The following is a 13,370-nucleotide window of genomic DNA, read 5'->3' on the forward strand; positions in this document are numbered from 1 at the left end:
CCCGACGACGAACACCACCCACCCCAACCACAAGCCGCCACCCACAGGCCCTCAACCACAGACCGCCCACCACAAACCCCGCCCCCACCCCGGCCACACGAGCCCGGTCCAAACGCCCCGACGAACCATGCGCCGAAACGAGCCGCGAGAAAACCGGCCGAACCAGGGATCGCGGCCTCGCCCGTCGACGAACCACCACCCCCGAGGCAACACCGAACAACACCCCACCCAGAGGAAGCCACTCACACCCAACCCCACCCCCTCAGCACCGATCAACGCTCACCGATCCAGAGCGTCCAGGCGCTCGCGCACCTCCCTCACCTTGTCGTCCGCGCCGACCTCTCCGTACAAAGCGAGGGCCCGCTCCAGATCCGGCCGCGGACCCTCCGGCGCATGGTCGGCGCGCTCGAGGTGGTTGTCGGCCATGCGGCGCCGGTCGTCCAACCGGCCGTGGCGCTCGATGGCCCAGTCGTACTCGACGAGCGCCGCGGCGGTGTCGCCCGCCCGGGCCCGCAACCGGGCGGTCACTGTGTGAGTGCGGCCCTGGTTCTGGTCGTCCCCCTCCGGCAGCAGGGACCTGGCATGGTCGAGCAGCTCGGCCGCCTCCCGCAGGTCCGGGTCGGCACCGTCCAGGAGCAGGTCGGCCAACTTGCGTTCGGCGATGTACAGGGCCCGCTCGTCGACCGGATCCACCGCCAGAGCGCTCTGCCGTGCCTGTTCGAAACTGTCCCGGGCCCGGGCCCGGTTGCCCAGGGCCGCATGGGCGTCCCCGTGGGCCTCCTGCGCGGTCAGCAGCACGAGGGGGTGGGCGCCCTCCGCGAGTTCGAGCGCACGTTCGGCGTCGCTGCGGGCCTCGGTCAGGTGGCGCTCGCGCCGGAAGGCCACGGAGCACTGGGCATGGATCCGGGAGAGCCGCGCGGGCGGTGCCGCGGGACGGCCGGCGGAGCCCCGGAGCACGGCGGGGTGGGTGTCGCCGATGTCGCCGAAGAACCCACGGGTGAACCAGAACGGCCACAACACCTCGCACAGTTCCGCGGCCTCGGCGTGGTAGCCGTGCAGCACCGCGTGCGTGATGACTGCGATGAGGGCGCCGCGTTCGGCCTCCAGCGCCCGTCCCGCCTCGTCCGCGGTGGCGAAGGAGCGGGCACGGTCGGTGCCCGCAGGGAAGGCGGTGTCCCCGTCGAGCTCGATCTGTAGCCAGCGGTCGGGGAAGATCGCACGGTGGGCCGCGTATCCGAGTTCGGCGTAGTGCCTGAGGGTCGTGGTGATCTCGTCCATGCTTCCCTTCATGTGGAAGGAGGGGGAACGCCGCAGACTGCCGGAGGCGAAGAAGTACCGGTCCCCCGGGGTTCGCGGTCCGGACCGCAGGGCATGCAGGACCCCGCTGCGCACGAGCTCCTCCAGGTCGGACACGAGGCCGTCGGCGCTCCGGCCGGTCAGGCGGCGCAGCAGATCGGTCCCGAAGTCGGCGTCGGGCAGGCGGGCGAGCACCCCGACCAACTCCCTGAGCCCCTCGGGCACCCAGGCGTCAGTGGCCGGCGCCTCGTCCCGAGCATCCGGGAAGACCTCTGCGTACACCCGGGCGAGTGCGTCCTCGTGCTGGAACGAAGCGGCAAGGACCCGCCGCGCGTAGGCGTTCAGGAACACGGTGTCGCCGTCGGCCGCGCGCACGAACCGGTCCACCATCGCCTCGTCCTGCCGCGTGCGCATCTCCACCGAAGCACGACGGCAGAACAGGTCTCGGGCGTGGTCCTCCGACAGGGGCCGGAGGGGGATGACGCGCTGCTCGACGTGTTCAAGGATCCGCTGTTCCTCGAGGGTGAGGGTGTCGAAGTCGAATTCGCCCTTGATCAGGGCCACGACGACGCTGCCGGGGCTGGTCGCGGCGAAGGGCACGATCTCACTGGGGGTTCGGGGGGAGTCGACCAGGACGGCGGTGGGCCGGTTCCATTCGAGCCGCTCGCGCAGCGCCCGCAGCCGCTTCTCAGGCACAGCCGGGATCTGGTTCTCGGGGACCCCTTTGCGGCGCAGTTCCTCGGCGATCGCGAAGAGCACGTCGTTCCTCGAGAGGTCGGCGTGGTGGTACCGGTCGGAGAAGCGCTCCCCGTACGCGGCCCAGCTCTCGTGCATGATCTTCAACCCAAGGGCGGAGGAACCCTGCCCGGGGCCGGCGATCAGGTACAGCAGCGTGGCGTGGTCGCGTCCGCGGTCGATGGCCTCGAGGGCCGCGCGCAGGGGCTCCTCGCGGTCGACCATCGCCGGTGGCGCGGGCAGGTCGTACCCGGGTGCGTCGCCCTCACCGTCACCGCCCCGCACGGTGACGTATATGTTCCTGCCCTGAAGGACCTTGGCATTCCCCGAGACCGGTCCGACATTGTTGCTGACACGGTTCTCGGGCTCGTGCACGGGAGGATCCTCGCGGCCGGGGGTTCAGGGGCATCGCCACCCTAATCCTGCCGGATCCGGCGCACAGACCCCGGGTGTGGCTGAAAACGGCCGTCTCGGTCCCGGGCCGATACGCCTCGTCCGGAACGGCGCTTGCCCCTCCCCCGGGACGCGGGCATAGCCTTCCCGCGACAGCGGCCTCCAGGGCCTTCCACCCCACACGAATCGCGGTGACCATGAGCGCGACCGGACTGCGCCGGCTCGGCCCCTCCGACCTGTACGTCTCTCCCCTGTGTTTCGGCGGCAACGTCTTCGGGTGGACCGCCGACGAAGCGACCTCCTTCGACCTACTGGACGCCTACGTGCGCGCGGGAGGCAATTTCGTGGACACCGCCGACGTCTACAGCGCCTGGGCCGAGGGGCACAGCGGCGGCGAGTCGGAGTCGGTGATCGGACGGTGGTTGGCCGATCGGGGCCGCCCGGACGACCTGGTGCTGGCGACCAAGGTCGGCGGGCACCCCGACTTCCCGGGGCTGAGCGCCGCCAACATCCGTGCTGCGGCCGACGCGTCCCTGCAGCGCATGGGTGTGGGCACCATCGACCTGTACTACGCGCACTTCGACGACTCCGAGACCCCGCTGGAGGAGAGCGCACGGGCCTTCTCCGACCTGGTCGAGGAAGGCAAGGTGCGCCACGTGGGGCTGTCCAACCACAACCCGGGGCGCATCGCCGAGTGGATGGACCTCTGCGCGGACCGCGACCTGCACGCTCCGGTCTGTGTGCAGCCGCAGTACAACCTGGTCGAGCGCGGTATCGAGTCGGACCTGGTGCCGTTGGCGGAGGAGCGGGACCTTTCGCTGCTGCCCTACTTCGGGTTGGCGCGCGGGTTCCTGACCGGCAAGTACCGCAAGGGCGGCGCGGAGGTCGACAGCCCGCGGGCCGGCAAGGCGTGGGACTACCTGGAGGAGCCGCGCGGCGAGCGGGTCCTGGCCGAACTGGACCGCATCTCGGCCGAGCACGGCACGACGCAGGCGGCGGTGGCGCTGGCGTGGTTGGTCGGGCGTCCCGGTGTGAGCTCGGTGCTGGCCAGCGCCCGCGACCTCGACCAGCTCGACGGCCTGCTCCCGGTGACGGAGCTGCGGCTGACGGCGGAGGAGTCCGAGGCCCTGACCGCGGCCTCGGCCTGATCCCCACCCTCCTCCGCCCCGGTCGGCTCTTCGGCGCGATCCATCACACACGGGATCGGGCCGCCCGGGTTGTTGCAGCTCGGGGTTGCACGGGTAGGCCGCCCCGACACAGCGGGAACTCCTGGAGGTTCGGCAACGTTCTTCGATATCGCCCGAGACCCCTCACGAAGGAACGAGGGGCAATCACGTAAGGTCATTGACGCACCACACACAGCACGGGGGGCGAGACGAGATGACGAATGAATTTCCCGACGACCGGGGCAACGATCCCGGCTCCTTCGACGAGTTCCTGGCCCGTTTCCTCGGTGCACGCGGACCGGTGCGGCGGGTCGACCTGTCCAAACTGATGAGCCCCGAGGCGCGACAGGTCGCCGACGCGGCCGTGCACCGCTCCGTGGAGTCCGGTGGGGCCGACGTCGACTCGGTGCACCTGCTGTGGTCCCTGCTGCGCTATCCGCCCACGCGCGAACTGATCGAGCGCACCGACGCGCAGATCTCCAAGCTGGAGGAGGTCATCGACCAGGCCGTCGCGCAGGCGCCCCGGTCGGTGCGCGGTTCGGCACGGCTCACACCCTCCGCCAAGCGCGCTCTGCTCGACGCCTTGCAGATCGCGCGCGCCACAGGCAGCTCCAGCATCACACCCGAGCACATGCTGTTCGCACTGGCGGTCAACCCGGACAACCCGGTCAGCCAGCTGCTGCGCGACTCCGGGGTGAGCCCTCAGTCCCTGCAGCAGGCCTCGGGGCCGCAGGCCCCCACCGAGCAGAGCGAGTCCGAGCCTTCCAACACCCCCTCGCTCGACGAGTTCGGCACCGACATGACCGAGCTCGCCCGGGAAGGACGCCTGGACCCGGTCGTGGGCCGCGACGCCGAGGTCGAGGAGTGCATCGAGGTCCTGGCCCGCCGCCGCAAGAACAACCCGGTGCTCACCGGTGACCCGGGCGTGGGCAAGACCGCGATCGTCGAGGGCATCGCCCAGCGCATCTTCGACGACGACGTCCCCGACGTCCTGCGCGGGCGGCGCCTGGTCCAGCTCGACCTGTCCGGGATCGTGGCCGGAACCCGCTACCGGGGCGACTTCGAGGAGCGCCTCAACCAGATCGTCGAGGAGATCCGCGCCCACTCCGACCAACTGCTGATCTTCATCGACGAGATCCACACGATCGTGGGCGCGGGCGCCGCGGAGGGTTCCACCAGCGCGGGGAACATGCTCAAGCCGGCGCTCGCCCGCGGTGAACTGCACATCATCGGTGCGACCACCGTCGACGAGTACCGCAAGAACATCGAGAAGGACGCGGCTCTGGAACGCCGTTTCCAGCCCATCCAGGTGCCTGAACCGTCGGTGGGCGACACCATCGAGATCCTGCGGGGACTGCAGGACCGCTACGAGGCCCATCACCAGGTGCGCTTCAGCGACGAGAGCCTGGTGGCCGCCGCCGAACTCTCCGACCGCTACGTCACCGACAGGTTCCTGCCGGACAAGGCCATCGACCTCGTGGACCAGGCGGGCGCGCGCGTGCGCCTGCGCCTGAAGTCGTCCAGCTCGGCGCTGCGCGAGATCGAGAACCACCTCAAGGAGCTGGAGGAGAGCAAGGAGAAGGCGGTCCAGGACGAGGACTACGAACGCGCCGGGCGGCTGCGCGACGAGATCATCGAGGCCCGCAGCTCGATGCACCAGGCCCGGGGCACCGGTTCGGCCGTGCCCGAGGTCGGCGCGAACGACATCGCCGAGGTGGTCTCCCGCAGCACGGGCATCCCCGTCAGCCAGCTGACCCAGGAGGAGCGCGAGCGCCTGGTCAACCTGGAGGAGGTCCTGCACGGGCGGGTCATCGGCCAGCACGCGGCGGTCACGGCAGTGTCGGAGGCGATCCGCCGCAACCGGGCCGGGCTCGACGACCCGGACCGGCCGGTGGGCAGCTTCCTGTTCCTCGGGCCCACGGGTGTGGGCAAGACCGAACTGGCGCGGGCGCTGGCCGAGGCGATGTTCGGCTCCGAGGAGTCGCTGATCCGCATCGACATGAGCGAGTTCCAGGAGCGGCACACTGCCAGCCGCCTGACCGGTGCTCCCCCCGGCTTCGTCGGGTACGAGGAGGCCGGGCAGCTCACCGAGTCGGTGCGCCGCCACCCGTACTCGGTGCTGCTCCTGGACGAGGTCGAGAAGGCCCACTCGGACGTGTTCAACCTGCTGCTGCAGCTGTTGGACGACGGCCGCCTGACCGACGGGCAGGGGCGCACGGTCGACTTCCGCAACACCGTGGTGATCATGACGAGCAACCTGGGTTCGGAGGCGATCACCGGCGGGGCCCCGATGGGTTTCACCAGCAGCGGGGAGATGGACACCGACACCGAGCAGCGGGTGCTGCGCCGGCTTCGGGACGAGTTCCGACCCGAGTTCATCAACCGCATCGACGAGGTCATCGTCTTCAAGCAGCTCGACGAGCAGGAGATCGGCCAGATCACCCGGCTCATGCTGGAGAAGACCGAGGAGCGCCTGAAGAACAAGGACATCGCGGTGCGCTTCACCGACGAGGCGGTCGGCTGGCTGTCGCAGCGCGGCTACCAGCCCACCTACGGGGCGCGGCCGTTGGCGCGCACGATCCAGCGCAACATCGGCAACAAGCTCTCCCGGATGGTGCTGGACGGCCAGATCGTCCCCGGTGACCGTGTGCTCGTCGATGCGAGCGGTGACGAGCTGACCATCAACACCGTCGACACCTTCTGACCCGGGCCCCGGGCAGAGTCGGGCCCCGGACCGTCGCCGTGACGGTCCGGGGCCGATGTGTGCCGGAGTGCCGGGCGCGGCGGGCCGGCGCGGTGCGTGCCGGGCGGGTCAGGCCGGTTCCGGTTCCGGTTCGGGGCCGGGGCGCCCGGGCACCGGGGGCTCGGGCGGCATCGGCTCCGGCTCCGGTTCGGGCTCGGGCGGCGGCATGGGTGTCGGGGGGAACGGATCCGGCGGCATCGGATCGGGTTCCCGTACGGTCCCGTGTCGGGTCCGGGTCGGCATGTGCACTACCTCCTTCGTTGGGGGACGTCCGGCGGCCCGGGAATGCCGGGCCGGGTCATCGTTCGGCTCTCAGACGGGGCAGGAGCTCGGTGGTGAAGAATTCGAAGAACCCCTCCTGGTCGTCGCCGATCTGGGAGATGTAGACCTCGTCCACCCCCGCTTCCAGGTACGGGCGGATCGCCGACATGTGCGCGTCGGGGTCGGGCCCGCAAGGCACCTTCGCAGCAACCATGTCCTCGCTGACCAGTTCCCCGGTCAGCTGGCCGAAGTGGCGCGGCAGCGGCAGGGGGTGGGGGNCTTCCCCCGGCAGGGCCTCGGTGGGCCAGCGGTGGTGGACCAGGCGCCGTGCTTCGGCCTCGTCCTGGTGCCAACACACCTTGAGTCCTCCCTGGACGGGTTTTCCCGCACCGCCCCGGGAACGGAACATCTCGATGGTGTCGGGGCTGGGCGCGACCTGGATGAGGCCGTCGGCCACGCTCGCGGCCAGCGTGGTGGCCTTGGGCCCGAACGCGGACATGTACACACCCGGGCGTTCCTCGGGCAGCGTGTAGATGCGGGCGGTGTCGAGGTCGTAGTACTCGCCGCGGTGAGTGATGAGCTTGCCGGTCCAGAGCTGGCGCATGACCTCGATGGCCTCCTCCAGCATGGCGATGCGCTGAGCGGCCGGCGGCCAGGGCAGGCCGAGTATGTGCTCGTTGAGGGCCTCACCGGTGCCCACCCCGAGTGTGAACCCGCCCCTGGCCAGAGCGGCGGTGGTGGCAGTGGCGTGCGCGACCACCGCCGGGTGCATGCGTGTGGTCGGACAGGTCACGGCGGTGGTGATGGGCAGGGCGGTGGCCTGTCCGACCGCCCCGGCCACCGTCCACACGAACGGCGACTGCCCCTGGCTCTCCAACCAGGGGTGGAAGTGGTCGCTGATCCACAGAGCCTCGAACCCGGCGGCCTCGGCCCCCTGAGCCTGGCGGACCAGCGCCCGCGGGGTGTGTTCCTCGCTGGAAAGAAAGTAGCCGATGCGCGTCACGTGCACTCCCCCGTCGTCGGCCGCGCACCCCGGCCGGCCTCATTCTCGCCGGTCGCGCGTGTCCTGATTGAGTCGGTCGACGGCCCGCTCGTTGAGCGCGGCCGCGCTCTCGGCCAGCCGCCCCATCCTGCTGTGGCCGCTCTCGTTCCCGGTGCGTGCGCTGACGTGGTCGGGGACCGAGGGCAGGACCCGCCCGACCACGCGCATCGCCTGCTGCGTCAGGCCGGGGGCCAGGCCGTGCATGGCCATGGCCGCGCGGGTGGTGGGGTTGAGCACGACGAACCCCTGACGGCGCGCGGTCGCGGAGGCGACGCGGCGGGCGGCCCGGTCGGCGTTGGTGCTCAGCAGCGGCAGGCCGGCCAGGAGGGCGAACCAGGTGTACTCGCGTTCGGGATCGCCCACGAAGAGCACACCTCGGTGCGAACCGGTGCGCATCATGCCCGGAACGACGGTCGTCACCCGCACCCCGCTCCGACCGGTCTCGGCGGCCAGCCCCTCGGACAGGGCGGCCCAGGCGTGCTTGGCGGTGGAGTAAGGCAACAGGTGGGGGACGGTCAGGTAGGCGCCGATGGAGGTGATGTTGACCAGGGACCCCTCGGTTCCGCGTAGGTGCGGCAGGGCCTCGCGTGCGACGTTGAAGGGGCCCCAGTACATGATGTCCATGGCCTCGGTGAAGTAGTCGTCCTCCATCGCCTCGGCCGGTCCCACGCGCATGACGCCGGCGTTGTTGACCACGACGTCGAGGCGTCCGAAGTGTTCGACGGTCTCACCGACGAGGGCACGGACCTGTTCGCGGTCGGTGACATCACAGACCACGCCGTGCGCATCGACACCTCGGCCGGCGAGCTCGGTGACGGCCCGGTCGAGCTTGTCGGGGTCGCGGCCGCAGACCACGACGGAGGCCCCGCCGGCACCGAACTCGCGCGCAAGCTGGAGGCCGAAGCCGCGGGTCCCGCCGGTGACGAGCGTGACACACCCGTGCAGACGTCCCGAGCGGCGGCGTTCGGCCAGAGCCGAGGCCCCGACCCCGAGGAGGGCGCCGGCCCCGGCCCAGGCGGCGAGGTCGAGCGCGCGTTCGCCCCTGGTGGGGCGGCGCCTCCGGTTGCGGTACCTGTTCAGGGCCCAGCGGGCTCCGAGGAGCGCGACGGGTGCCTTCCAACCGCTCACCGGTGGGTCTCCGTTTCGTCAGGGGACTGCGGACGTGGTGTGTCGGTTACCCGCCAGTCGGGACGTAAAAACCGCAGGTGGGAAGAGATGGGGTTCCGCGTTCGCGCTCTTGGGCCCACCGGACAGCGCGCGGAGAGACATTTCGGCTCGGAATATCTGTGTCACTGTGGGTATCGTCTGCGCTGCGGACCGTCGAGGCCGCCTGGAACGTCACCACCTCCGGGAAGGGGACCCCGTGCTGGTCAAGGGCGGCAACACCCGGCCGCTGTCGGAGAGCGGCCGCCCCGCCCCGGTCGGCGACGCTATGTACGACGCACCCCACGGCCCCATCGGGTCGGAGGAGCGGCTGCGTTCGGGCGCCCGCGCCCTCGGGAACTTTCTCCACCCCGACCGCGTGATCGAGCAGGCCGTGCGCCACCCGGTCCCCGAGGCCGCCGACCTGTGTGCGCTCTTCCTCGCCGGGCCCGACGGTTCGGTGCACTGGTGGTGCGCCTTCCAGGACGAGCCGGGACGGTGCCGGGTCAGCACCGGCCAGGGCACATGGAGCGCCGAGACGGTGGCCTCGGCTCCGTGGCTCGACGAGATCCTGCGGGGCACGGCCTGCGAGGGTGAGCCCGCACCGGGCGACCCCGTGGAAACGCTGATACGCACGTTCCTGCCCCTGCGGAACGGCCCGAGGGCGTTCCGGGCGGTGGCGGTCCCGGGACTGACAGAGGTGGCCGGGGCGCTGTTGTTGCATCGCAGCAGCGGTGCGCTCGACGTGAGCCCGGGAACGGCGCGCGACTACGCCGAGGGCCTGGGCACGTCGCTGAGCACCGCCCGCCTGTACCAACACCAGGCCCGCACCGCATCGACGCTGATGTCGGCACTGGTGCCGGCGCCGCTGCCGGAGGTGGAGCACGCCGAGCTGGGCGCGGTGTTCCGTTCCTCCGTGGAGGCCGAGCGGATCGGCGGGGACTTCTACGGAGTACACCCGTGCCAGGACGGTTTCGACCTCGCCTTCGGCGACGTGTGCGGCAAGGGCAACGACGCGGCTCTGCTCAGCGGGATGCTGCGCCAGTCCCTGGAGGCCCTGCGCCTGGTGGAGCAGGACCCCCGCACGCTGCTGAGCCTGCTCAACGTGCTCATGCTGCGCACCGATCCGGAGAAGTTCAGCACCGTGCTTCTGGGGCGGGCAGAACCCGCGCGCGGTGGTGCACTGTCGCTGCGCCTGGCCGGGGGCGGACACCCGGCTCCGCTGGTGGTCGGCCCCGACGGAGCCGTCCGCGATGTGCGGGTGGGAGGACTGTTCGTCGGCGCGATCGAGGAGGCCGTGTTCAAGAGCACGGACCTGGTTCTGGAACCCGGCGAGAGCCTGGTGTTCTACAGCGACGGCGTCACCGAGGCCCGCAACCCGCTGCGCGGCGGGGAGATGCTCGGTGAGGAACGGCTCCGGCACCTTTTGCGCGAGTGCGGGGGCGCTTCGGCGCACGCCACCGCCGAGTGGGTCGCCCAACGTGTGGGCGACTGGCTGGGCGACGGCGAGCACGACGACATCACGGTGCTCACCGTGCGGCCGAGGGGTCCGGACCGGGGGTCCGGCCGGGGCTGAGAGGGCGCCCCGCCGGCATGGTCCTGCCGTTACAGCCGCCCCGGCCTCGGGTATCCCAGGGCCAGGCTGTCCTCTGCGGCAGCGTCCCTCCCTGCCGAACGGAAGGGGGCCGACCGTGGACACACTCGGTACCGCATGGCTGATCTGGGTCCTGGTGACCATCGCCGTGCCGATCGTGGTCATCTTCATCGTGCTCGGCGTGCTGCGCTGGTCGCGGATGCGCGCCCAGGAGGCGGTGCGCTCGGAGGAGTACTGGGAGGAGACCCCCGACGACCGGCGCTACCCGACCGGCTACGAGCGCATGTACGACCCGGACGCCCGCCGCGCCGCGACCCGGGGTGAGTATCCGCAGGACCAGGAGCCCGGCGGCGAGGAGAGCGAGTACGGGCAGAGCGGCTCCCACCCCTACACACAGGAGGAGGACGACCAGGACCCCGGGGACGAGGGCCCCTCCGGCCGGTGAGCACCGCCGGGCGTCAGCCCTGCAGCGGCGACGCCTCGGACCCTGCCTCCGCGGGTACACGGTCGCCGGGCCCGGAGAAGCGCAGATTCGGGTCCTCGACACTGCCGCTCAAGAGCTTGCGGTCCTCATGGTATCCCGCGGACATCAGCCACGGGTCCTGCGCCCCCTGGCGGGGCAGACGGTCGAGGGCCCGCCTGACGTACCCGGCGTCGAAGTCCAGCAGCGGACGGGTGTCCATGCCTTCCGGGGCGACCGGGACGACGGTGTCGTGGCCGCGGGCGTCCATGTGGGACAACAGTCGGCACCAGTAGTCGCACAACAGGCCGATCTTGAGGGTCCACGACGCGTTGGTGTAGCCGACGGCCAGGGAGAAGTTGGGCACGCCGCTGAGCATCTTGCCGCGGTGGACGACGGTGTCGGGGTAGGAGACCGGTTCTCCGTCGACGCTGAGCTCGATACCGCCGGCGATCTGCAGGGTCAGTCCAGTGGCGGTGACGATGATGTCGGCGGGCAGCTCGCGGCCCGATTCCAGCTGCACACCGTGCTCGACGAAGGTCGTGATGCGGTCGGTGGCCACCGAGGCCCGGCCCCGGCGGATCTCCCGGAAGAAGTCGCCGTCGGGCACCAGGCAGAGGCGCTGGTCCCAGGGGTCGTAGGGCGGGTTGAAGTGTTGATCGACCGGGTAGCCGGTCGGCAGCTGCCGGGCGTTGACCGCACGGATGGCCTTGCGCGCCCCGCGAGGGAAGCGTCGGCACAGCTCCCAGATCGCACGCTGTTGGATGATGTTCTTGCGCCGTGTCACGGCAGAGCCCCGGTCCGGTCCGAGGAGTCGGGTGAAGAGCGCCGCCAGGCCGTCCTCGCGGGGGACGGGGACGACGTAGGTCGGCGTGCGCTGGAGCATGGTCACGTGCTCGGCCTGCTCACTCATGGCCGGCACGAGGGTGAAGGCGGTGGCGCCGCTGCCGATGACGACCACCCGCTTGCCGGTGTGGTCGAGGTCCTCGGGCCAGTGCTGGGGATGGACGATGCGGCCGCCGAATCGCTCACGTCCTTCGAAATGGGGTGTGTGGCCCTGGTCGTAGCGGTAGTAGCCGCTCGCGCAGAAGATCCAGTTCGCCCCCATGTACAGGCGCTGCCCGGTGTCGGTGCGCTCGACCTCGACCTGCCAGCAGGCCTGCTCCGAGGACCAGTCGGCCGCCACGACCCGGTGCCGGTACCGGATGTGGGGGTCCAGTCCGCTCTCGGTGGCCGTCTCCCGCAGGTAGTTCAGGATGCGCGGGGCGGTGGCAATGGATTCGCGTTCGCGCCAGGGACGGAAGTCGTAGCCGAAGGTGTACAGGTCGGAGTCGGAGCGGATCCCCGGGTAGCGGAACAGGTCCCACGTACCGCCCGAAACGTCGCGGGCCTCGAGGATCGCGAAGCTGCGCCGGGGGTGGCGGGTCTTCAGGTACCGGGCGGCCCCGATCCCGGAGATCCCGGCTCCGACGACGAGCACGTCGAGGTGTTCGGTGGGCGAGTCGGTCGGATTCATGGGCGCTCCTGGTCCCTGGGGCGACGAATGTACTCATTCACCGTCCCGCCCACGGCCCCCGCGGGAAAGATGCACCCCGCACCAGTCTGCGGCTCGCTCCGGTGCACAATGTCCCCATGGAACAGCGTTGGCCCGACCTCTCGCCGCGGGTCCGGGAGCTCTTCCGCAGCGGGGCCGAGATCGCCCTCACGCCCCGGGAGGAGTGGATCGAGGAGCTCAACACCGCTGTGCTCGGCCGGGGCCGCATGACACAGGTGGCCGAGGACCCCGCTCTGGCCGACGCGCTGCGCCGCTCCAACCTGGCGGTGCTGCTGCACTGGGCGTCGGCCAACTTCCAGCGCCCGGGCCGTCGAGTGACCCCCAACACCGGGCCCGAGACCCTGGAGATCGCCCGCGACCTGGTCCGGCGCGGACTGGACGAGCACGCCCTGGACACCTACCGGATCGGTCAGAGCGTGGCCTGGCGGCGCTGGATGGAGATCTGTTTCTCCCTGACCTCGGATCCGGAGGAGCTGCGCGAGCTCCTGGAGGCCTCGGCACTGTCGATCTCCGCGTTCGTCGACGACACGGTCGCGGCTGTCTCCGAGCTCGTGGAGGCCGAACGCGAGGAGCTGACCCGCGGCAGCAACGCAGAACGTCGGGAGGCGGTCGGGCTCATCCTGGAAGGAGCGCCCCTGTCCCCCTCTCGGGCCGAACGCAAGCTCGGGTACAAGCTGACCGGACCTCATGTGGCCGCCGTCCTGTGGAGCGGCAGCAGCGGAGACGCNGCGGCGCCCCGTACCGGTTGATGGTCGTGGCCAGCACGTCGGCGCTGTGGGTGTGGGTACCGGTGGAGCGCGCCCCGCACACGGGCGCCCTGGAGCAGGCAGTGGCCCCGTACCCGGACGTGCTCGTGGCACTGGGCCGACCCGGCACAGGTGTGGGCGGGTTCCGGCGCAGCCACCTGGAGGCCGCCACGGCGCAGCGGACGATGAGCCGCCTGTCCTGCCCGCGCCGGGTCGCGCGGTACGAGGAGGTACGG

9 protein-coding genes (1 of these 9 running past the window's edge) are annotated in these 13,370 nt (G+C 71.0%); 5 read left to right on the top strand and 4 right to left on the bottom strand.

The genetic code is table 11. From position 1 onward, the window contains the following. Positions 1 to 279: 279 nt before the first annotated feature. Entirely contained in the window at positions 280 to 2,406 is a 2,127-nt protein-coding gene (locus D474_RS0126460; protein ID WP_017616493.1) for a hypothetical protein, read from the bottom strand. Between the two features lie 215 nt (positions 2,407 to 2,621). On the opposite strand from D474_RS0126460, the gene D474_RS0126465 reads away from it, so the two are divergent. Together D474_RS0126465 and D474_RS0126470 are read left to right on the top strand one after the other, a co-directional pair. Next, a complete protein-coding gene (locus D474_RS0126465) occupies positions 2,622 to 3,572 on the top strand; it encodes an aldo/keto reductase (protein ID WP_040704575.1) in 951 nt (316 codons plus the stop codon). A gap of 232 nt (positions 3,573 to 3,804) precedes the next feature. Then, entirely contained in the window at positions 3,805 to 6,294 is a 2,490-nt protein-coding gene (locus tag D474_RS0126470) for an ATP-dependent Clp protease ATP-binding subunit (RefSeq protein ID WP_017616495.1), read from the top strand. 337 nt (positions 6,295 to 6,631) lie between these two features. Here the strand turns inward: D474_RS0126470 and D474_RS0126480 are convergent, their stop codons facing one another. Together D474_RS0126480 and D474_RS0126485 are read right to left on the bottom strand one after the other, a co-directional pair. Continuing rightward, entirely contained in the window at positions 6,632 to 7,597 is a 966-nt protein-coding gene (locus D474_RS0126480; protein ID WP_026118824.1) for a TIGR03557 family F420-dependent LLM class oxidoreductase, read from the bottom strand. 39 nt (positions 7,598 to 7,636) lie between these two features. Further along, a complete protein-coding gene (locus D474_RS0126485) occupies positions 7,637 to 8,764 on the bottom strand; it encodes an SDR family NAD(P)-dependent oxidoreductase (protein WP_017616498.1) in 1,128 nt (375 codons plus the stop codon). A 235-nt stretch (positions 8,765 to 8,999) separates the two neighbouring features. Here D474_RS0126485 and D474_RS0126490 point away from each other — a divergent pair, with 235 nt between their 5' ends. Both D474_RS0126490 and D474_RS0126495 read left to right on the top strand, forming a co-directional pair. Further along, entirely contained in the window at positions 9,000 to 10,355 is a 1,356-nt protein-coding gene (locus D474_RS0126490) for a PP2C family protein-serine/threonine phosphatase (RefSeq protein WP_017616499.1), read from the top strand. 115 nt (positions 10,356 to 10,470) lie between these two features. After that, positions 10,471 to 10,818 (top strand): hypothetical protein, encoded by a 348-nt coding sequence (locus tag D474_RS0126495; RefSeq protein ID WP_017616500.1) that lies wholly within the window; start codon positions 10,471 to 10,473, stop codon positions 10,816 to 10,818. Between the two features lie 13 nt (positions 10,819 to 10,831). Here the strand turns inward: D474_RS0126495 and D474_RS0126500 are convergent, their stop codons facing one another. Further along, positions 10,832 to 12,349: a flavin-containing monooxygenase gene (locus D474_RS0126500; RefSeq protein ID WP_017616501.1), complete on the bottom strand. Its 1,518-nt coding sequence runs from the start codon at positions 12,347 to 12,349 to the stop codon at positions 10,832 to 10,834. A 787-nt stretch (positions 12,350 to 13,136) separates the two neighbouring features. Between D474_RS0126500 and D474_RS33055 the strand changes: the two genes are divergently transcribed. Further along, positions 13,137 to 13,370 carry the 5' portion of a hypothetical protein gene (locus D474_RS33055; RefSeq protein WP_449289375.1) on the top strand. It continues 63 nt past the right edge of the window, so the window shows 234 of its 297 coding nt (coding positions 1–234); its start codon is at positions 13,137 to 13,139; the stop codon falls past the right edge of the window.

This window comes from Nocardiopsis salina YIM 90010, from assembly GCF_000341025.1.
In the GTDB taxonomy this organism is placed as follows: domain Bacteria; phylum Actinomycetota; class Actinomycetes; order Streptosporangiales; family Streptosporangiaceae; genus Nocardiopsis; species Nocardiopsis salina.

Excerpts from the sequence above, each read along its gene's own strand:
- D474_RS0126500 (WP_017616501.1), bottom strand. The coding sequence starts at position 12,349 with ATGAATCCGACCGACTCGCCCACCGAACACCTCGACGTGCTCGTCGTC.
- D474_RS0126470 (WP_017616495.1), top strand. The coding sequence starts at position 3,805 with ATGACGAATGAATTTCCCGACGACCGGGGCAACGATCCCGGCTCCTTC.
- D474_RS0126465 (WP_040704575.1), top strand. The coding sequence starts at position 2,622 with ATGAGCGCGACCGGACTGCGCCGGCTCGGCCCCTCCGACCTGTACGTC.